Source organism: Catellatospora sp. NPDC049609 (genome assembly GCF_040675365.1).
GTDB lineage: Bacteria > Actinomycetota > Actinomycetes > Mycobacteriales > Micromonosporaceae > Catellatospora.
Genome location: NZ_JBFAOU010000076.1, coordinates 1 through 21548, shown reverse-complemented (window position 1 = coordinate 21548; position 21548 = coordinate 1). Strand labels below are relative to the sequence as shown.

The 21548-nt window shown below is 63.0% G+C and carries 11 protein-coding genes and 2 pseudogenes; 4 read left to right on the top strand and 9 right to left on the bottom strand.

Going from position 1 to position 21548, the window contains the following annotated elements; all coding sequences use genetic code 11:
- Positions 1-360: 360 nt before the first annotated feature.
- The 7 genes from AB0J67_RS21530 to AB0J67_RS21500 form a co-directional block, all read right to left on the bottom strand.
- The gene (locus tag AB0J67_RS21530; RefSeq protein WP_363485180.1) at positions 361-7437 is read right to left on the bottom strand and encodes an RHS repeat-associated core domain-containing protein; all 7077 of its coding nucleotides are present in this window, start codon (positions 7435-7437) and stop codon (positions 361-363) included.
- A gap of 550 nt (positions 7438-7987) precedes the next feature.
- Positions 7988-8398, bottom strand: a complete 411-nt coding sequence (locus AB0J67_RS21525) for a hypothetical protein (protein ID WP_363485179.1) — start codon at positions 8396-8398, stop codon at positions 7988-7990.
- A gap of 1134 nt (positions 8399-9532) precedes the next feature.
- The gene (locus AB0J67_RS21520) at positions 9533-9934 is read right to left on the bottom strand and encodes a transposase family protein (RefSeq protein ID WP_363485178.1); all 402 of its coding nucleotides are present in this window, start codon (positions 9932-9934) and stop codon (positions 9533-9535) included.
- Between the two features lie 699 nt (positions 9935-10633).
- A complete protein-coding gene (gene tgmB, locus AB0J67_RS21515) occupies positions 10634-11617 on the bottom strand; it encodes an ATP-grasp ribosomal peptide maturase (RefSeq protein WP_363485177.1) in 984 nt (327 codons plus the stop codon).
- A gap of 125 nt (positions 11618-11742) precedes the next feature.
- Positions 11743-11976, bottom strand: coding sequence for a hypothetical protein (locus AB0J67_RS21510; protein WP_363485176.1), 234 nt, complete (start codon positions 11974-11976; stop codon positions 11743-11745).
- A 153-nt stretch (positions 11977-12129) separates the two neighbouring features.
- Positions 12130-12474, bottom strand: a complete 345-nt coding sequence (locus AB0J67_RS21505; protein WP_363485175.1) for a hypothetical protein — start codon at positions 12472-12474, stop codon at positions 12130-12132.
- A 955-nt stretch (positions 12475-13429) separates the two neighbouring features.
- Positions 13430-13573 carry a hypothetical protein gene (locus tag AB0J67_RS21500; RefSeq protein ID WP_363485174.1) on the bottom strand — a complete coding sequence of 48 codons (144 nt, stop codon included), beginning with the start codon at positions 13571-13573 and terminating at the stop codon, positions 13430-13432.
- A 302-nt stretch (positions 13574-13875) separates the two neighbouring features.
- Between AB0J67_RS21500 and AB0J67_RS21495 the strand changes: the two genes are divergently transcribed.
- Entirely contained in the window at positions 13876-14589 is a 714-nt protein-coding gene (locus tag AB0J67_RS21495; protein WP_363485173.1) for an RNA polymerase sigma factor, read from the top strand.
- Positions 14590-15968: 1379 nt separating this feature from the next.
- Here the strand turns inward: AB0J67_RS21495 and AB0J67_RS21490 are convergent.
- Entirely contained in the window at positions 15969-18989 is a 3021-nt protein-coding gene (locus AB0J67_RS21490; protein WP_363485172.1) for a BTAD domain-containing putative transcriptional regulator, read from the bottom strand.
- A gap of 534 nt (positions 18990-19523) precedes the next feature.
- A pseudogene (locus AB0J67_RS21485) lies at positions 19524-19751 on the bottom strand (hypothetical protein); the annotation flags it as partial.
- Between the two features lie 427 nt (positions 19752-20178).
- Here AB0J67_RS21485 and AB0J67_RS21480 point away from each other — a divergent pair.
- From AB0J67_RS21480 to AB0J67_RS21470, 3 genes and pseudogenes are all read left to right on the top strand, one after another.
- Positions 20179-20640, top strand: a complete 462-nt coding sequence (locus AB0J67_RS21480; RefSeq protein WP_363485191.1) for a transposase — start codon at positions 20179-20181, stop codon at positions 20638-20640.
- Between the two features lie 25 nt (positions 20641-20665).
- Positions 20666-21010 (top strand): annotated as a pseudogene (locus tag AB0J67_RS21475) (transposase); the annotation flags it as partial.
- Positions 20991-21287 carry a transposase gene (locus AB0J67_RS21470; protein ID WP_363485190.1) on the top strand — a complete coding sequence of 99 codons (297 nt, stop codon included), beginning with the start codon at positions 20991-20993 and terminating at the stop codon, positions 21285-21287. The pseudogene AB0J67_RS21475 and the gene AB0J67_RS21470, both read left to right, overlap by 20 nt.
- Positions 21288-21548 lie beyond the last annotated feature (261 nt).

The window sequence follows — 21548 nt, the reverse complement described above, 5'->3', positions numbered from 1 at the left end:
GGCCGGGTCGTGACCGCCGAACGCCGTCCGCGACCGCGAGGGCGGCCAGCAGCCGGGTCCCGCCCCACCACGCCCCGGCCGTCGGCCGGACGACGAGCTTCGGGCACGACAACGTAATCCGCACGCGAAAGTGCCTCTCCCGCAACGGTTTCGGACCTTCGACAAGTCCTATCGTTCCAGATGAGAGGCACTCTCGCTCTCAGCGATCTATTATGTGGGGACGCATTCGCGAATGAGCGGGGCTAACTTCCGTCGACATGGCAAACAGATCCAGCCATAGCAGAAGTCCTCGGTGACTACGAGGCCAGCCAGCCGATACGTAGCCGACCTCGTCGATCTGGTTTCAGGACATTCCCGGCACTACCAGAGCTGAACCATGCAGGAACCAGAGGAGTAACACCATCCATCGATGAACAGATCATTGGGTAGCATACTCTGAGCCTTCCTGAACATCGCTGTCTCTACGGGATCGGTCGCGTCAAAGAGCATGACTTTGTCCGTACCGATTCCTTTCTTAGCAAAAGAATCTTTTAAATATTCATACGCAAATTTCGCCTCGCTCCTCAACCTTCCGTACCTGTCTCCGTGGCGTCCTACAAGTACGAAGATCTTCGGCCCGCCCGCTCTGGTATGTTGGACTATAACTCTCATGATCGCAATAGGGGTTGTTATGCCTTCGAACCTGATACTATTGCCAATTTGCACCCACTGAGCAAGCTCGCCGTTGCCACCTCCAACTACGTAACCGCTACGGGTCCCGGGCACTGGTGGGGTGCTGGTTCCAGCGCCGGCACTCCGCCCGGACCACAGCGTCCTTGCGGCGGTCGCCAAGGCCTTTCCTGCGATATGGACACCCACTGAGGTCCCTATCATAACGAGGCCTTGTTGGGCGAGTGCGACGTTGTGGTTGCCGCTGCCTTGGTCACTTTCCATGGCGGTTATGACGGCGAGTCCTCCAGCCGTCAGCGCGCATCCGGGACAAAGGATGCCGCCGACGACCGCCGTTCCCCCAGCGAAGCGCCTTGCGTGCTCCTCTGCCGTCAACGGGACGTTGAGTTGCATCGGAGTGCCGAATCGCGGGTGTGTAACGACAACGTCTGCGCTCGCGGCTGGCCTGGGGTCCAGGGCCACGGGCGCGGTTCCTCCCGCGTCGGTTCGCTCTGTGTCCAAGCCATGGGGGTCCACCATGCCGATGGGGTTGTTGGCGGTGTAGGTGTAGAGGTTGGCCTGGCGGGGTGCGCCGGTGTCGGGTGCGGTGCGGTAGAGGGGGTCGGCGGAGGTCCATTGCAGGGCGAGGGGGTCGTAGTAGCGGAAGCCGTAGTAGTGCAGTCCGCTGGTGTTGTCGTATTCCTTGCCGTTGAATTCGCGGGTGTACTTGTCGCTGGTGTCGGTCTCGGCAAGGATTTCGCCGAAGGGGCCGTAGGAAGCCAGGCGCCGGGTGGCGCCGTCGGTGGCGCGGTATGCGAGGACGTGGTGGCCTTGTGGTGATGTGGTGTAGTTCTCGAGGGTTGTGGTGGTGCCGCTGTGGTCGAGACGGGCGATGGTCTGGCCGCCGAGGTTGACGTGCTGCCGGTAGTGGGGTGCCTGGCCAGGGGTGTATACGACCTCGAGCTCACCGAACCAGCGGCGGGTTTCCGCGATGGTGTTGTTGCTGTTGTAGCGGACCGCTGCGACCCGTTTTGGTCCGTTGTAGTGGTAGATCTCCTTTTCGCCGTTGGATTTCGTGACCTTGCGCAGGCTCGGGCCGTCCCAGCGTTGGGTGACGGTGGTGCCGTCCGGCAGGGTGCGGCTGGTGGTGTTGCCTAGCTCGTCGTAGGTGTAGCTGGCGAGGTCGGTGCCGTCGGGTTTGCGTAGGGCGGCTAGCCGCTGGCGGTCTGCGCCGGGAGTGGCTGGGCTCTGGTAGATGTGGGTGACATTGCGTACAGGCACGCGGGTGGCGTTGGCAGCGGCGTACACGTTGGCTGACTGCATTCGTCCGGCAGGGGTGTAGGTGAAGCTGGCGTGGTATCCGACGCTGCCGGACTGGGTGGCGCTGAGCAGTTGGTGGCGGTGGTCGTAGTCGTAGGTCGTGAGTCCGCCCCACGGGTCGCTGGCGGTCTTGATCTCGCCGTTGTCGTAGTAGGTGAGGTCCTGCCGGTATTTGACGCTGCCGGCGCTGGTGGCGGTCTGCAGGTTCGTGAGCTGACCGTACTTGTCGTGGGTGTAGCTGGTCGTCGCCTGGATGTAGCCGCCGATGTGGCCGTGGTTGGCCACGATGCTGGACAGCACACCGGAGTCGTCCCTGTTTGCCACGTATGCCATGGTTCCGCTGCTGCCTTGGCTTGGCGGGGCGACGAAGGACAGCCTGCGGGGTGCTCCAGATCTGTCGTACTCGAAATTGATCTTCTTGGCGGTGAACACTGTCGACGCGCCGTCGCGGGCGCTGTAGGTGATGTCGGTCAGGTGGCCGGCGGGGCTGCTGGTGGCGGTCGCGACCAGGGTGTGTGCCGGGGCTCCGGCCAGCAGTGGCAGGTGCTCGGTGTTGCGGGCCGGGTTGCCGTACTTGTCGTAGGTGTTGGTCGATAGCAGCCGGACCTGGGTCTGGTTGTTGTGGATTCCGTGAGCGATCGAGTAGGAGCTGCGGCCGATCTGGTACAGCGCGGCCTCGGTTGAGGAGTCGATCGATGCGTGCGGCGCATCGTAGAAGAACGAACGTGGGCCGATGTTGAGCTCGTTCTGTTCTGCTGTGGTCAGGTCCCGTACCGCGGGCGTCTGCGTGAGCAGCCGGTTGATGTCGTCGTAGCTGCGGGTGTGCACGTACTTGAGCTGCTGCTGCCCTGTGGGCACCGGTTCGGCGAACGAGGTCAGGTTGTCGTTGCGGTCGTAGCCGTAGCGCCACGTGCGCCCGCCGGTGGTCACGGTTTGCCGGTTGCCGTTGAAGTCGTGGCTCATCGTGGTCTGCACGCCGTCGGGGTCGGTGATCGACGTTGTGCGGCCGCGTCCGTCGTAGCGGTAGAACGTCGTGGCGAACGTCGGGGCGTTCTGCGCGTCGGTGCCCGCGCGCTCGGCGACACTGACGAGCTGGCCGAGCGGGTCGTAGGTCATCCGGGCCTCTGCCGACTTGGACCCGTCATTGTAGGTGCCCTGTTTCACGACGTGCTGCATCCCAGCGTAGGTGTGCTGCACGAACCGCTTGGAGGTCTGTGCGTCGTAGACCTCTTTGACCCGTCCGAGCGGGTCATATGTGGTCACGATGTCCACGGTGCCGGCGGTGTTGTCGGCCCTGGGTGCGTGCGCCGTCGACAGCCAGCCCCGCTCGTTGTAGTCGAACGTGGCCACGCTGTCCGGGTTCGGGTACGCGCGGGTCTCCTGCCGAACGGGTCTACCCAGGCCGTCGGTTTCCACCTTCTGGTAACTCCACTGGCCCGCCTGGATGAGCGTCTCCGAGATGACCGACACCGGGTTGGCACCCTGGCTGTCTGACGAGGCCCGGTCGTTGTACGTGGTCTTGTGCACCATCTGAGGCGCCGACCCGTCCTGTGGCCGGATGCTGGCGTTGAGCACACGGCCTAGGCCGTCCACCGACGTGATCGTGCCTTCTCGGTGCAGCGCCGTCGCGAACGTACACGCCGACGCGGGGTCAGCGACGGTGCCGGGGTCGGCGCCGTCGGCGCAGACGTAGCCGGGACCCTGGGTCATTACGACCGCGCCGGTGCCCAGGTCGGTCACCGTGGTGACCACGTGCCCGACCGGGTTGACGACCTTGGTGGGGTAGAGCCCGTACTGGTCGTAGGTGATCTCCGTGAAACCGGCGGCGCTGTCGCCGGTGCCGTACTTCGCAACCTGCTCCGGCGCCCACACCTTTCGCACCAGGCCGGCCTGGGCACCCTGGGTGTGGTAAGTGAACCGGGTGACCTTGGGCGAGTAGTCCGGCTCCGTAACGGTGACCGTGTCCAACCGCAGGAACTTGCTGTCATGGTAGGCGAACGTCGTCGAGCCGTGAGACACCCCCGGCTTGTCGGTGTACGCCGTCGTGGCGCTCGTTGTCTCAGGAGCGACGTTGAACGCCTCGCTCGACCAGGCGATCTTGTAGCTGGCGAGGCCACGGCGTATCTCCGTGTCGCCATCGGCGTTGAGGAACGTGCGCTTAGCCAACGTCGCCAAGTGCATCACGTACTTGAGGTTCCTAAACTGAGACTGCCACGTGATCTCGTCGGTCACGCTGGACGCCGGCGAGGACAGGCAACCGTTGTACGACTGCCCGCTCTCACCCGCGCAGGTGTAGCCGGTCGTGGTACCGGGCAACACCACGCGAGACGGGTACCTGTCGGTATCCATGCCCGGCGCGTAAAGGCCGAAGTCGTACTTGTGGTAGGTGTGGGCGGTGATCGACATGACTCCGGTCGCGCCGGTCAAGGTCCGGTTGTCGAACACCGACCTGCCGAACACCGTCACGGCCGTCGCCAGACGCCCGGCAGGGTCGTCGCTGTAGGAGTTCATGGCGACCGTCGTCAGGTCATCGGCGCCGGTGTCGGAATCTCCCCCAGCCAGCGTGAAGACGTTGGCGAACCCCCGGAACCGGTCGCGGCCGTACGGGTTCGGCTTGAACGTCGCCCCCGTGTAGCCGTACTCGGTCGCGATGGCCGGCTCGTTCTGGCCGGGAGAGTCGACCGTCTTGTCCACCACCCACTTGTCGGCGGTCTGCGACCGGGTGTAGGTGACGGTCGTCTTCGCGCCGTAGCCGTTCTTCACGGTACGCATCAGCCGCGCCGGTGCGTTCACATCATCATCGGTGGCCAGGAAAGCTTTGGCGTAGCGCACCTCGACCGCAGCATCACCGTCGAAGTTGCCGACAAGATCCAGCAGCCCGTCACCGTTGACGTCGATTGTCGTACTGGTCTCGGCGATGTCATAGTCGCTGCGATCACCGTACTCGTTGGTGTCAGTTGCCGACCGCTGCGACAGGCCGACGTGCTTGAAACCCTCCGACAAACGCTCCGCTACAGCACTGTCGACGGGTGTGCTGCGCACCCACGCCGTGCCGCCGTTCAGATAGAGGCGGCCACCTCCAGCAGACCCGCCGAAGTAGTAGTTGTCGACCAGGCCGTCATAGTCCAGATCGACCATCCGGTTGCGATCGCGTTGGCTCCAGCCCTTGCGACGGTCGTTCCAGTACCACTCGTCGGGCTGATTAGCGGTGTAAGCCGTCAGGAACTGCGTCTCAGCCACGTTGCTACTGAAGAAGGACGCGTTCCCGGACGCGGCCGTGCCGAACCCGAACCCGAGCCCCCGGTTGTATGCGACTTCGGTACCGCCTGAAAAGGCTTCCACATTGTCTGCGAGGCCGTCGCCGTTGACGTCGGGCCCTGCTCCGAACCACATGTACCTATTGCAGTCGCCGACAGTGCACAGCGGGTCCCACGCCCAGTTCGGGGTGAGGGCATCGTTCTTCTCGCCAGCCGACAGCGTGGACTCGTCCCCGAAGAGCAAGCCATCACCGACCCGCACAGATGCCGGACCCTGATTCTCCGTCGAGGTCACCAAGTCCAGCTCGCCATCACCGGTGATGTCCATAAGCATCTCCGGCGTGCTGTCGTAGGCGTACGGCGAAACAGCACCTTTGATCACCGCAGGCCCAGGAAGCGTGGGCTCGAACGAGCGCACGCGCGTCGGCGTCGACTCGAACCCCGTTCCCGTGTTCCGGTAGATGTACAGCCACATCTGCCGGCGAGTAATCTTCTCGATCCCCCCGTCGGCCGTGAAGTGATCCACCCAGTCGACGCCCGTGCCCGTGGGTGGCGGAATACTCTGGGTGCTGGCGTACGGGCAGTCGACCGACGCGATCGGCCGCGACACCAGATCAGGTCTGCGGTCGCCGTCGACGTCGAGGAAGTGGTGGGTCACCTGCTGCATCGACCCCCAACTCGCCGGGGCGGTCCACTGCTGGTGACACGGCTTGCTGGCGTCACCGCGCCACCCGACGTTCGACGCGCTGAACGACCGGCTCAGTGAGCACAGCAGCTCACCGTCGGCGTCGGAACCCGCGGGCGAGGTCACCGGGATGTCGGCCATCGCATCACGCAGGCTGAAGGAGAACACCTCCGGGTCCAGCTGGAACCCGGCCGTACCGTTGTTGATCCACACCTGGACCTGGCAGCCGCCCGTGCCGGGGGTATACCTGCCAAGCTCGACCGGCGACGACACTCGAAGCTGGTCGACCCGGCCGTCGGCGTTGATGTCTATGAACATCGACTCGACGCTCTCCACGTCGGCGGTCTGGCCCCATGCCAGCATGTGCGCGCGATCGGACACCGGCGGCCTGGTGCCCGAACCGTCCGGTCCCGGAACCGGGCAGAATTTGGCCACACACCGGAAGAAGGTCTTGCCGGGAACTACCTCTCTGAACGCCTCACCAGTTTGGACCGTCTGCACCGAGTTCGGCATCACCACATTCGGCAGCTCCTGCGCCGACTGGTACGTCGCATTGGTCACATACGAGCCCGCGGTGCCGTAGGTGAACTCCACCCGAGGCAGCTCCAGCTCATCAGACGTCGCCGGCGCATACGCCCGCTGCTGGACACTGGCAAGTTGCCGGTACGGCGTCACCGACCCTGTCGCACACGAGTCCGTGTTCGAGTACCCCAGCTCATAGTCACGCGATAAGGCGAATACCCCACCCCCCTGCGGCCGCGCCCACGTCGTGATGTTGGTCAATTTCCGGGTTCCGGTAAGCATCGCGAAGCCATACCTGTGGTCAAGCCGGCTGCCCACCGCAGGCAGCAACGCCGGCGTACCGCAAAACGTCGGCGCCGCATACTGGAACAACACCCGCGCATACGCCCCAGACACCGTCGACCCCGGAGCAACGTAATAGATGCCCTTCAACAGGATCTCCCGCGGCACACCACCCGTCGGCACCGCGTCGCTGGTCTTGCCGACCACGTCGTAGTCATACACCAACGCGTGATTGTCACCGTCAACGACACTGACCAGCGGCGCATACGCCGACGGATGCTCCTGCTTCAACCCGAAGCGCAGCACCACACCGTCACTACGAAACGCCCGCCACCAGTACGCCTCAGACGCGACACCACCCAGATACTCATAACGTGTAAACGTGGCGTCGTTCAACGCCCGATACCCGACACCCCCAGACGACACCGGAAGACCAGGATCAGCGACCAGCGGATTACCAGCCGGATCTACGAAGTTGCGCGACCCGGCAGTGGAGTGCTCGGGATCGACCGCCACCGCAGCAACCGGCAACGCCCAACCCGCAGCCACACCACCATGCACCGGCGCAGACGACCTGTAAGACAGCGCAAGCGTCGGCTGCTGCGCACCCCGACCGGCAGGCACCTCGATGGGATAGGAGTATGTGAAATCGCCCGAAGCCGACGCACCCCCAGAACCACCCGGCAGCGCCACACTCTGCGACGGCGACACCGCGGCCGCCAACGCGCCCGAACTACTCTCACGAGCACTCGCAGGAGCCGCCGGCAACACCGTCAAAGCACCCACGGACGCGACTGCGCTAATCACCACGCCAGCAAAGTATCTAGCCCATAATGTGCGCACTGCCAGAAACCTCCCAAAGCTGCAGCCGGTAACCCGGCGTGCCGGGTTTCCAGTCCACATGTACATAGATGAGACCTGATGGAGGTTGTGGTGGTTAAACCACACCTCTTGATGACTAGCGGGCAAAGGGCAAGGATGTACCTCGCGAAAGGAGCATGCATCTCTATGGCCCGCCACGGCGGCTTCCCTGATACTTCTCGGGATCCCCAACGGGTGCTTAACGTCGCGCAGTCCCGGGCCCGCGCGGCCGACGCCACAGACTCTCGACGCACGCCGATGTCAGGCCCGCAGTCAGGACTGTCCGGTGACCGGATCTTCTCGATGGTCTACTGATTCAGAGAATGCGACGCCCTAACTGATCGACGCACATGACTACGGCCCGAAGTTGCGTAACCTCGCGCACCGAAGCCAACTAATTCTGAAGTTGAGGCTACCCACCACACGGACCGAAATTGACGGAGCCCGAGTTCACTTTATGGCCGCTAACGCTGACCTGCGTGTAGACATTGCCAAAGTCCTCGCCGGAGCAGTTGAAGTCGATGTCCACATAGGACCCGTCGTAGGCTGCCTCGAACGGCAGGTAGGCGATGACTCGATCGGCCCAGTACCACCGCTCCTCCATCAGCCGAATCACACCATTACAGTTGGCAAACCCTTCGCCGCGCAGCCGGGCAACACCGGTAGCAGAGGTGCGCACTACGGGTTTGTTGACCATAGGCTTGGAACACAGCGCAGAAGCCGTCGGACCCGATTGAATTGGCTCAGCTGCGTGAGCTTGTGCAGGGAGCAGCGTCGCTCCGGTTACTGCCGCGGCCACAAACAGCCACCCCTTGATGCCCATGTCGCTCCTCTGGGTATGAGACTTGCTCTCTTCTTCCAGTACGGCGGGGCAGGGCTGTAAGGTTCGCGGACCTATACTCATTGAGCTGCGACTCTTCTAGGTGAACGCCGGGTGACGCCGCGTGATCCTTCGTTTTGGTCGTATCCACTCATAATCCCCCATTCTGGGATTGCCGGTTGCGCATGCGAGCGCTCGGCAAACATGACGGACCCTGTCCATCGGCGCCTTTGGCATGAAGGCGTTCGGGTGAACCGCACCGGGCTTGATGGCGGCCCGGCCTCTTGTGGACGATCGAGCCATGTCCCGTCCCAACGTCTACCCTGCCTGCCGAGCTGTGTCAGCGGGCAGCGCGGATAGTCGCCGAGGTGCGACCGAACTGTGAGTCCGAGTACGCGGTGATCACCGCCGTGGCGCAGAACCTGGGATCGGCACTGCTGAGACGCTGTGCAAATGGGTCTGGCAAGTCCAGGCCGGCGGCGCCCGACCGGGTGACGACCGAGGGGGCGGCGGAAATCAAGCGGCTGCGGCGGGAGGTCGCCGAGCTCCGCCGGCCAGCGAGATCCGTCGATTCCGGCCGTCTTGGGAGAGCCGGAAGGGGGTGCCTCCACAGGGTCGTTCGTTACGAGGCTGGTGCACACGCGGCGACAGCGGACGAGCGCGGACACGCGGACTCGGCTGAAGATCGCCGTGGTGCGAGAGCCGCCCGCGACGTTGACCGACGTGGAGGTGCGCCGGCTGGTACGAGCGTGTCATGGGCTGCGCGACCGGTTCTGCTGATCCTGCTTGAGGAAACGGGTCTACGGCTGGGTGAGGCGCTCGGTTTGTGGCACAGCGATCTGCGACTGCGCCGCGGGGAGGTCCATGCGTGCCGCGCGAGGACAACAGCAGTAACGCGCGCGTCAAGGGCCTCAGGCCGCGGGTCGTCCCAGCGCAGGTGGTGGTCTTCGACGCCTACGGCAGCTACGTGGAGGCCGCGTACAGGTTGGTCGACAGCGACTACGTCGTGTTCTGGCGGGCCTTGCCCGACACAACGCCTTGCGTCCGCCCCGGCCCGCCCGCGGACGGCGGACGGCGGACGGCGGACGGCGGACGGCGGACGGCGGACCCGAATCTCTGTCGCGTCCATCCGCAGCGTCACACCCTCGGCCGCGGCGTAGGCGAACACGTCGGCCAGGGTCCGCAGCCGCACCCCGGTCGCGGTGGCAAACCCGCGCCCGGCCAGCAGCGGCCGGACCTGCCCGATCGCCGCGTGACTGTGGACCGGTCCACGCTGAAGGCGACCGCGAGGGCATCGTGCGACAAGCCCGTGCGCCGATGGACGAGGGTGATCACCACCCGGTCGCCCAGTCGCAACTCCAGCGGCCTGCCCGTGCCTGCCGCACGCCGACAGCGGCCACCACGACGCTCGTGCAGCCGGCCCTCCCGGCCGGCGACCCACGCCGGACCCACCTCGCCCACGACCAGCCGCAGAAGATGCCGCGAGATACCCGTGAACACCGGATGGCTGAAGACGCGGCGAGCCCAGCGACGCAGCATCCAAAAAGGATGCGCGATCGGATCAGAAGCCGCCACCATCAGCTATCGCGCACAAGATCGTAAACGGCCACGGAACTCGTCAACAATCTTCCTGACCGTCGCCGGATCAGGTCGAACGTCTAGCGAAAAGTCACTGGGCGCGATCAGAATTCCTTCGGCTCGTTGAGCTCGGACTTCGGCTCCCGCCGTTGGCAGCGTAAGCACGTGCGGACCGCCACGGGGTTCTCCCGCTCCGGGCCGACGACCTCTCGCACCCGCGCGACCAGCTCAGCGTGTTGATCGCAGGTCAGGCCCGTCATGCGCTTACACCGCGGCGGCTGCGCCTTGATCGCTTGGGTACACACAACCGAAGTGACCTACCTGGCGACAGCCGCCGCCTCACGACACATCTCAAGTCGGTTTGACGAAGCATGCGGCTGGTCTGTCATGCTCCGTCACAGTGGCCGACATAGATCAAGTTTGAGTGACGCCTCGTCGTCTCACCTAAAACTCGCAAGCCCTCGCGGGAGTAGCCGAATGCCAGCGGTGACGACTCGCTGAACTGCGCGCGGAGAACCGCATACACGGTTCGGTGGGTGGATCTTGAAACTGGGTATATTGGGTCACGGCTATCGCTGTGGCCATTCCACAGGAAACCGCAGGAACTCGAAGGCTGCCAGGCCTACAGCCGAGGAGGCACCCCCGCGCGAGTTCCCGACGCTACAACCCGATGGAGTCGGATGTACCACTTAATCTGCTGTCTCCTTGGGCCTGGCTGCGAGTCAAAGCATCGGCTATCGAGACCGCTATCGGTGCTCCAGTTGCGAGCTGTATCCAGGCCCACTGACCGTTCGGATTGACTTCAAGAAATACCCAGTTGTCGCCGTGGTCGACAATGAAGTCAATTGCGCCAAATCTTAAATCGAGCTTTCTCATAAGTCTCTTTACGGCGGCACGAACCTGCAACGGAGTATCAATTACTGAGTACACGAGATCATTCGGATCTGCTCGCCAATCAACAGCACCCTTATCTGTTCTCGCATCGATTCGGGCCGCATGGAAGTCGTCGTCAATGACAGTTAGCCTGACTTCGAACTGTTTGGGCACCCAAGCCTGAAATTGATGCGCCGTTAGCGAGACACTTTCATCGAGACCGGCTGCATCAATTAGGCTAGTTAGTATGTAATTCTGTACGTAGTTGTCGCCAAATACTGGCGAGCCCAGCGTCTTGTAGACGGATTGTGAATTCTTCGATGCGAAGTCGGCCGCCGCAGCGCAATCGTTAGTAACTAATGTTGCTGCAATGCGCAGGCCGCTTTCGATTGCGGCCCGCAGTTGCACCGGCTTGTATGAAGCATTCTCTATTGCGCTCGGATGGTTGAGCCAATGAGGAAGGGACCTTATCGCACCATAGAAACCGTGCTTGGCCTCGCGCCGGGCCCAAACTTGCTCACCCTCCGAAAGGCTGCTTGTGATTCGAAAATCACCAGGGCGTCGGTAGTAGACGCAGCCGATCTCCTCCAGGCGGACACTCCTATCTGCAAGGCGGAGCACGCCACGCATGGTCTCTGCGAAGTTGACCTCAAGCGACAGTTCCAATGGAAATTGTTCGGGGTCGCACCGAAAGACTGGTACATTGCGCCGATTTAGCTCAAGGACTACAAAATCTGTCGTAATGTCCTTTGGGTTAGTTAGTACAAGCACTGTATTTGCTTTCAACGACGGCCTCTCAATTGGATGTGCCAGTGCAGCAAGGGCTGCACTGGCACATGACGAAGCTAGCTAATACACGAACCACACTTTCAGGAATGGCGGTCATACGCCCTGGACTAGAAGTCATCCCCGTCCATGGGCACGCCACCGCGCCAGCCGGTGAAGCTCATCGTGCACATCGTTGCAAGATCGGCTTCAGTCGAGCGGTTCCAGCCGCCGTCGCTTTCGATCAGTGCGACCTGCTGGAATGCGTCATAGCAAAGCTCCAGATCAGCAAGCGGATCACGTACATCGCTCACTGCGGCGTGGCTCAGGCCATACGGTCGAAGCGTGTCAGTCATCGTGCTCATGGCAACCTCCATCTACATATCGCTCGCGGACCACGAGCGAACGAACGGACAGACCTACTAAATATAGGTACGCGCACTGAGCCAGTACGGTTCGTGGCGCCTACGATCTTGTGCGCAATAGCTCAGGCCGTGTGATGAGCCGCCCCGCCCGTTTCACCAGGTAATGGTGCGGTCGGAGACCAGGGCGGCGACCGCGTCGACGCTCTGCGGGAGCAGTTCCCGTCGTCCGCTGATACGCTGCAGCACCGCCACCACTTCAGTTCGGCGATGGCGTGCTCGACGGCGATCCGCCGGCTCAATTGCTGAGTTGCGGTGCGGGCCGGGTTCTCCCACTTCAACCCGCCCGCAATGTCCAACACCTCGGCCGGGGTCCGGGCAGTGACCTCGCTGGCGGGTCGACAGGCCTGGGTCGATCACCTCCTGGATCAAGTATCGGAATAACTCGACCTTGCGGGCCCGCTCGGCCCGCACCCGCGCATCGTGTTCATAGACGTTCATCCCTGCACCTGCCGTTTCGTCTGCTGCCGGACCTCGGCATCAGGCGAAACAGACCACCATCGCCCTCATCGCGGCATCGGCAAGGGCGCACTGGTGTTGATCGGCGCTTTGAGCAGATCCGGTGACAGCAACCGTCCGCCGGTGACCGCGGCCGCCACCCGCCAGGGCGACACCGTGACCACCGACGGGCCACCGCGGCGGCAGCCGACACGATCGCCGCGACCCCATCGGCGAACACTGATCCTGCCGTCTCCGGCACCGGATTAGCATCGACATCGACCAGCACCTGCGTGAATGGCCGCCGCAGCGGCTCAGCCAGCCCGCTGAACCTGGCCAGCCAACCCCGCACCGTCGAATGCGCCCGGCCCAGCAGCCCACCCACCCGCCGGCTGCCCCCGCCCACTGCCCTCGCGACCATCCACGCACCGATCACCTCGACCGCGTACGCGCGCCGGACCAGCACATTCACCCGCAATAGCACATGCGACCGGCCACACCCGGCGCACCTGGCCCGCCGCGGCCGCACCCGCCTGCCGCCCAGATGGCGTACGCAGCCAACGCGGCCGCACGAACCCCCATGCCCACGGCCGCAGATCCGAACACGGACACGCCCCCGCCCGCGAGCAGCCGCCTCTCGACGGCCGCCGTATCCACCTCTACCGTGCGCATAGGGCCTCCAAGCACCAATCACGGCCCTCCCGGGCGGCTCCGCCAAGAACAGACCGGGAGGGCCGGTCCAGTTCCTACGTGCCCACGGTGGCGTCGCACACGAAGAAGAGCAACCCTCCCGGTTGCGCTCAACATCCTGCTCACCAGCAATGACGCAGGCCTACGCCACCTGCTCACAGCGAATGACGCTCAACATCGATGCCCTCGAGGTGGACCGGGGTGTGGTCGTGGATGCGGCCTGGGCGGTGGGTGCCGCACCACAAGGTCGCGCCGGGCTCGTCGCTGATCACGGCAATTTGATCGTGTTCTGCCGCGCCTTGCCGGAGACGAACGCCTTGCGCCCGCCTCGCCCCGCCCGTGGCCGGCGGACCCTGATCTCGACGGCGTCCATCCGCAGCGTCACACCCTCGGACGCGGCATAGGCGAACACGTCGGCCAGTGTCCGCAACCGCACCCCGGTCGAGGTCGCGAACGCACGCCCGGCTAGCAGCGGCCGGACCTGCGATGGCCCGGGCGACCGTAGACCGGTCTACGCGAACGCCATCGCCAGGGCGTCGCGCGACAAGCCCATGCGCAGGTGGACAAGGGTGATCACCACCCGGCCGGCCGGGCACAACTCGAGGGTCTGCCCGCGCCTGCCGCACACACCGACCACGGCCATCGCGCCGGGCGTGCAGCCAGCCCTCCCGAACGGCGACCCCTGCGGGAAGGCAGACGCTTCTAGCCGCGTATGTGGGACCCGCCGTCGCCTCGGAGAAGGAAAACCACCGCTTTCTTTCGATAAACGCCGGCGAGAGCGCGCTGAATGTCGATGAACGTGCGGTGAAAGCGGCGGAAGCCAATCTTATCTCAGCTGCCGACATACGGCCAACGTTCTCATTTTGGATTGACATGACTGCGATGAACTCCGGAAATGCTCTACTTGAACGCTTCCGAGACGGCGACGCGGACGCCTTCGCTGAAGTCTATCGACAGAACCACAAGGCCCTGTACGGCGCGGCCTACGCCCTTCTAGGAGACCCAGAGCTCGCGATGGAAGCGGTCCAGTACTGTTTCATTCGCGCTTGGTCTGCTGTCTCTACCTTCGACCCACGACGCGCCGTGCGGCCGTGGCTGTATGCAATTTTGCGAAGGTGTGCCATTGACACGTTTCGGCGAAATGCGCGAGCGCTTCAGATCGAAGAACTCGACGAAGCTTACCCTTCGGTATACTACAACGATGCGCTGGAACGCGCATGGACGGCCTTTCAAGTCCGTCAAGCAATCCAACAGTTGCCTACGGACGAACAGGCGGTTGTAGTCCTGGCATACCAAATCGGTATGAGCCATTCGCAGGTAGCGGCAACACTCAAAATACCGATCGGCACCGTTAAGTCGCGGTTGTTTCGCGCGCACCGCAAGCTCGCTGAGCTGTTGAGAGTTCATGTCACAGAGGTCGCGCCCTGACGAGGCGGAGATGTCTTGGATTGATCACGGGACGCCCGCTTCGAGCCTCACCTAGGCCGAGCTACTCGGCGAGCATCGCAGCCAGAACGGCTGCCTGTCGCGCAAGCTGACGCCTGCCCGACAGGCACCGCTGGCCTTGGTCACCCCGCGCTGCGGTGACAGCCCGGCCGGCCGTGTCGTTCGAGCGTCACTGCCCGCCCGCTATCGATACGTCGCCGAGGCGGTCACCCTGCTGGCCGCACGCGTGCCGTCTCTGGGCGAATTTCGTCCCGTCGGCACCGTTAGGTGACCACCACCCACGCGACGATCACCGCCACCTTCCAGGTTCGCTGGACCGGCGAACGCGCAAGCGCTGGTGCGTGCACCGCAAGCACCTACCCGCATCAACCTCCAGCCACGCGCCGGGCAGCCAGGCGACCTGCTGTCGGTCTCCGACGGACTGCCCGGCCCGACCGACCCACGACCTGACCGCAGCCCGCCAGCCGGGCGTCGTCTTCGCCGCCCGCCACGGCCCGCCGACTACCAGGGTGAAGCACAACCCTGACCACCGGGTCAGAGCAGGCAACGACAAGCCCCACCCCCGAAGCCGCGGCCTGCAACAGCGCTCACGCCCGCGGCACTTGAGCGCGGCTTCGCCACGTTCAAGTGCCAGCAGATCCTCACCCGATCCGCGTACCGTCGGCACGACCAGCACCATCGCACAGACCAGCCTGACCCACGACGAGACATCGTCGCCCGATGAGGATCAAATCTCAGAGATCTCCGACGCCGGCCTGGCCTTCACCGGCTGTCATGATCAGAAGCCTGTCTACCACGCGCGTGAGGCCGCGCTCCTGCTCCTCATGGGCTCCGCAATCGCCCGCTACGGCGTCGGCGTTGGGAGTCGCCTCGTCGAGGAAGGCCCAAATCTCGGGGTGGTTGGCGCCTCGGCGAACTGCGCCAGGTGCCGAGCGCACAGGGGCTCCAGCGTGACGATGGTTCCCTGGTGCATCGGCTCTCGATTTCCATCAGGCCCACTCCAGCACGTGGACGGATCCTTTGCCACACCTACGGCCGCTGGCAAAGACCAGGCCATCATGACCCGGATTTCCCTACTCGATGACCGTCGCGCGGCAGACCGGCGGCAGCTCCTGTACCGAACCATTGGACGCCCTGCCCCGTCACCCTGGCTGCTACGCGGCGGCGGGTTCAGCGCCGAACTACTGCGCGCGATCGAACGGCATCGCGGCTGGCCAAGTGGCAACTCGCAGACGTCGACTTCGTGGTCATGGTCGAAGCTGCGAATCAATCCGTGTCACACCTCGGTTCCGAGCGCAGGCTGCTACACAACGTCCTGTCGCAACTGCCGTAGACCGGCGTATAGGCGTAATAGATATCAGTCATTCTTCGTGGGAGTTTCTCTCGTCCAACCGGCGCTGCCGCAGCAAGTCGTCGCTGCTAAAGGTGTCGATGGCGGCCACGGCATAGTCGATCGTCTCCTCGTGGGTCAAGCCTGAGCCAAACGATTGGGCGACGTCGAAGCGCTCCGCGCCCAAATGTTGCTTGACGTCTGTCAAAGCCTTCTCTAGAAGCGTGTAGTACTTGGAGTCATAGTTCGCAGGAACCGCCGTGAAGTGTCTGGGCATCGCACCATTCAATACTGCCGCCATTTCGTCGCACCCAGCACCAGCAAGCAGAACAATGGTTCCCCTGAGTACGCGGATGAAGAAGTAATCGAGATGGAGAAGGCCCCTCCAGCTATTGAGTAGCTCACTCAAGAGAGCCGCGGCGCGATCCGGGCTGCCGTGTATGATCTCTGTCCATGCGGCCGTCAGCATTAACTCTTGTTTATGGAACAAGTTACCAACACGCCGAGCCAGTTCCATGGCCTCGTGGAGAAGCCGCAAAGATTCAGCAGGATCGCCATAAAGCGCTATTTCGGCGGCGAATAGAGTCACCTTGGACTTTAGATCACTTGAGCCGAATTGCTGCGCCTCGAGAAGCACTTGACCGATCAACTCGCGCGCCTCCGGCACCCGTCCCGTCCGGGCCATGCACACAATTTCGAGTCCTCTGTATATTAGTGCGATTTCTCGCACGCCCTCCGCCGTGGTAAGGTCGACAACCTTGTGGTAGTAGTCGGCTGCGGTGTCAAATCTTTTTTGAACGAAGTCAATGTCGCCCCGGGCGGCAATTGCATAGCGCACGCTGGGATGGCCACTATGTTGCCCTGCATCGACGCCTTTGTCTGCCATAAGCAACCCTCGGTCGAAGTCCGCAGCCAGCCATGAGCCGATGGCTACAGAAGCGTAAGCGGCAGGAAGCAAGGGATGGTGACTGGGCTCGGCAAGGCTGAGGGCTTCCTCGGCCCAGTCATAGACTTCCGCTCGAAGGGTGCAGAGTGCATAGTAGTGCAGAGCTTTTGTCAATCGTAACGCGCCTTCAGCGTCGCGGTGGTGGATAAGCCAGCGATGTGCTGCTCTCAGATTAGGAAGCTCGGCGTCGAGGCTTGAGATCCAGTCTGCTTTGAAGCCTTCCTCGGCCGATTCTGCGAATTCGATGTACCAAGCGGCATGCCGTGCGAGCGCCTGGTCCAGTATGGACTGTTCCAGTAGATGCTGACGCCCATACCGTCGCAACGTGTCGAGCAGACTATACCGGCTTCGCCCATCTAATTCGGAATGCTTCACTAGCGATCGATCGACCAGATCAAGTACCGCTGTCGGGATGTCAATCGTACCGCTGGCATCAACGATTTCGCTTGCCGCGTCAAGCGAGAATTCGCCAGCAAAGACGGATAGCTGGTCGAATATTGCTTGCTGCTCCCTGTCTAACAGCTGGTATGACCAGTCTACAACGCTTATCAGTGACTGATGGCGGCTGTTCGCGGTCCTGTGACGGTTAGACAATATCCCAGGATTCCCGACCAACCTATCGAGCACTTCCTTGACGGTCATTGATTTCATTCGGGCCGCCGCTAGCTCTATCGCGAGCGGCAGACCGTCTAATTGTCTGCACAATTCGGCTAGTTCCGCAGGTGCCATGAACCGCGGATTTACCAGTCGTGCGCGCTCTGTAAACAACTGCACAGACAAAGCTTGCAGGTCGTCTCCCTGCGGTACGGGTAGCGTGCTTAACTCCCAGACCTGTTCGTCTACGACGTCAAGCCGCTCCCTACTCGTTGCCAGAACCTGGACCGTGGAGTTGCGAGCTAATAACTGCTCCACAAAGGAAGCGGCGCCCAACAGAACATGCTCGCAGTTGTCGAGAATCAAGAGGGCTTCTCGCCCGGCCAACAGCTTCAGGACTTGAGCCATTGGATCCGAGCCCGATTCCGGCACCGCCCCAATGACCGAAGCAATCAACTCAATCACTTGAGAAGCCGCTCCAATCGACGCAAGCTCGCAGAAAAGCGCACCCCCACGATATTGGCTCGAGAGGTCGTTTGCTAGCGTCTTGGCGAGTTGGGTCTTGCCTACTCCACCCGGCCCAGTAAGGGTCACCAACCTTCGAGAATCCATTAGTTCTTTTACGGCGGACATGTCTTCGTCCCTGCCCACCAGTTTGTTACGCCATGCCTTCACGGGCTCCTTAGTTCCAGAAAACTCCTGCGGTTCGAGAGACGCAGGGGTCGATGTTGAATTCTGCGTCGACAACGACAGTGATGGATCGTTTTTTAGAATCTTTAATTCCAACTCCGCCATCAGACTGCTCGGAACAATACCCAGTTCTTCCCCTAGCAGTAGACGGTATTCTCGACAGACCCTTAAAGCGTCAGCGGCATTGCCGGCTCGGTACAGTGCGAGCATGTGCTGCGTGTGCAGGCGTTCACTAAAGGGGTCTTCGGCTATGAATGATCTCACCTCGCTTACGGCTCTGGTGTCGCCCGTTTCAAGCATTAGTTCGATCAGATCTTCGCGGGCGGCTTGACGTAAAGCGTTAAGCCTGGAAGCCTCGGCACGCGCGAAGTCCTCGTCTGCAAACTCGGCGTAGGCCGGACCACGCCACAATGCTAGAAGCCTAGCGAGCTGCATGACGGCGTCGGCTGGACTCTCCGTCTGACGTGCTGTTCGTATGCCGTCCTCGAAGACATACGCGTCTAGCGTCTCGCGGGAAACTTGAAAAATGTAGCCAGGCGGGGAAGTCGTTATGGCGATGTCGGTCATATTGGCTGTAACTGCACGAAGGCGCGATATTAATGTATGAAGTGCTGGGCGGGGGTCGTCCGGTGCATCGCGGTTGACCCAGACGGTCTCGGCGAGCCAGTCAACGCTCGCCAGTTCGCCGGCACGAACGACCAAAGCTGCAAGCAGCCGACGGAGTTTTGGGGACAGCGAAACATCGGAGTCTCGTTCGCGGAGAGCAAGGCTGCCGAGTACCTGAAGCTTTACGCTGTTTCTGGGATCCTCGTTAAATTCCATACTCCATCCCGGGGAGGACGCACTATGCTGAGCAGCAGTAGGTCGATCACAAGCGTGCCTAAATCAACTGACGACGAACTACTAACAATGGAAAGTAACCGTCACGACCCCAGCGCCGTCCTCATCTGTGCAGTGTACTGCCAGGATTTGCGCGCGGTCGTCGCCGAAGGGGTTGAGCCGTCCTAGTCCTTACGGTGAAGCGGCAGGCTCACAAACCCGCAGAGGCCCGCAGCACGGATCCCGTCGCCACACATGATCACGCCCAGGAACCCGAGCTCGACCTACGGCGGCGTGCCTGTTACGGGAACTCGAGGGAGGCCGCCGTCCTTCGTCCCTTTCAAGTTCAACACCGCAGGTGTGGCGCGGCTTTGCCCGACTGGCACTGCGCCGTCGAGGGGATAATCACGGGGTGATCTAGCGGGAGCGGTGCCTTTGAAGCGGTTGTTCACCGAAGTCATTGGCTTGACGGTCTTGGATGTCGCCTCGACCGGGCGACCAGCCCGGAGCCTGCGAGGAACTCCTTGAAACCGTCGATCAGGTGCGGTTTGAGGTCGAGGCGCCGCCATATGCGCCCGATCGTGGACTTCGACAGGCCGCTGCGTTCGGCCATCGACGCCCTCGACCAGCGAGTCGCATGGCGCGGTGCCGCTCCAGGGTCAGCACCACCGCCTCCTCCACGCGGTCGAGCAGGATCGACGGCGGCCGGCCCACCCGCGGCTCATCGGCCAACCCGGCCAGCCCGTGAGCGATGAAACGGTTGCGCCACTTGGCAACCCGTCGGCAACGACACCCCGAGCTCGGCCGCGACCCGGGTGTTCACCAAGTCCGGACCGGCGCAGGCCAGCACGACCCGGCAACGCAGCGCGTACGCCTGCGTCGACGTAGCCCCCCGCGCACCACGCAGCAACTCCGCACGCTCAGCATCACTGATCGTCAACGCCTGATCGTCAACGCCGCCTTCGGCCGACCCATCCGCGCCATCCGCACAGAGTTCCGCCTCGCCGCCGTATGGTGGCCTCAGTGTCATGCTGGCGAAGCCACCACTCACGGTGGTAGATCGGCTCCGATCGCGGAGTGACTCTTATGGTGGATGCCGCCTGCCGGGTGGCCTTCTCGTGAATCGTCCACCGCGGTCGAAGTCGGTCCGACCGGCGTGACTTGCTAGGAGAACGAGGCGACGTCCTCCCAACTGAGGTGTGTCCGCCGGCCGGACCTTCATGCCCCTCGCGATGAAGGAGACACGAAACAGGCTCGTAGTAGGCATCGATCCGCACAAGCGGACTCACACCGCGGTCGCCGTCGACTCCAACGGTCGGCAACCGCTCAAGTCACGGTTGGTAACACCACCTCAGAACTGATCCGGCTGCTGGACTGGGCCCAGCAGCGGGGCGGTCCGCTGCGCTGGGCAGTAGAGGACTGCCGACACGTCGCAGGCGCCCTTCTTCGCGCGCTCGTTGGCGCGGGTCAAACGGTCGTCCTGGTGCCTACGAAGGTTATGGCCGCAGCGCGTTCCCCATGTCGCACTCGCGGAAAGTCCGACCCTATTGACGCGCTAGCCGTCGCCCGGGCCGCCCTGCGCGAACCCGAACTTCCCGAAGGCGCACGTCGACGACCAAGCCGTAGAAGTGAAGCTCCTGCTGGACCACCGTGAAGATCTGGTCCTGGAGCGGACCAGGATGCTCACCCGCGTGCACTGGCACTTGCACGAGCTCGGTATCGACTACCCGACTGGCAAGGTCGCCAACCGCCTCATCACGATGAACCGGCTACGCGACCAGGTCCGTGAGGGCCCTGACAGCCTGCGCGCCGAGACCGCTATCGAACTCCTCGACCGCGTGATCACTCTGAGCCAGCGCATCAACCAGCTCCAACGACGCATAGAGTCACGCATCGAACATGTCGCTCCGCAGTTGCTCGAACTGCCAGGATGCGCAGGACTGACCGCTGCGAAGATCCTCGCCGAGACAGCCGGAGTCATGAGGTTCCGCTCATCGTCCGCCTTTGCAATGCACGCCGGCACAGCCCCCCATCCCCGTCTGGACTGGCAACCGGACGCGTCATCGCCTCAACCGCAGCGGCAACCGGCAGCTCAATACTGCCCTTCATCGCATCGCCGTAACACAGCTGAGGGTCCACCCATCCGCCAAAGCGCTGGTCGAACGCCGGGTCAGCCTGGGCAACTCCCGAACCGAGGCCCTGCGAGTCTGCGCCGCCACCTTGCCGACGTCGTCTACCATCGGCTCAGGATGGCCGAGGCAACAGGCCAGCTGCCCCCGCCTTGACATAGGAGATTCATGAGGTCTCCGGTTGTCGGCGTACAGGTTCGGATGCACATCCAGGTACGCATAGACGTACACAGCTCGGCGTACCGCCTCCAGCGAGACGGCTCCGGACTCCGTAGCGTGCAAGATCGCTCTGATCCTTTTACTCACCCGCGGCGCAGTCGGGTAAAAGGATCTTGATTGGGAGCCCGCCGGGGAGAGGAGTCGCGTGGCCGGCGAACGTGAGCAGCGTGCGGGCGGTGTCGGTAGCAAGCCGACCCGCACCGGAGCCGCGCAG

Bases quoted from the DNA above. Each gene is read 5' to 3' on its own strand.
- AB0J67_RS21525 (WP_363485179.1), bottom strand. From the start codon at position 8,398: ATGGGCATCAAGGGGTGGCTGTTTGTGGCCGCGGCAGTAACCGGAGCG.
- AB0J67_RS21505 (WP_363485175.1), bottom strand. From the start codon at position 12,474: ATGAACGTCTATGAACACGATGCGCGGGTGCGGGCCGAGCGGGCCCGC.
- AB0J67_RS21510 (WP_363485176.1), bottom strand. From the start codon at position 11,976: ATGAGCACGATGACTGACACGCTTCGACCGTATGGCCTGAGCCACGCC.
- AB0J67_RS21520 (WP_363485178.1), bottom strand. From the start codon at position 9,934: ATGCTGCGTCGCTGGGCTCGCCGCGTCTTCAGCCATCCGGTGTTCACG.
- AB0J67_RS21490 (WP_363485172.1), bottom strand. From the start codon at position 18,989: ATGGAATTTAACGAGGATCCCAGAAACAGCGTAAAGCTTCAGGTACTC.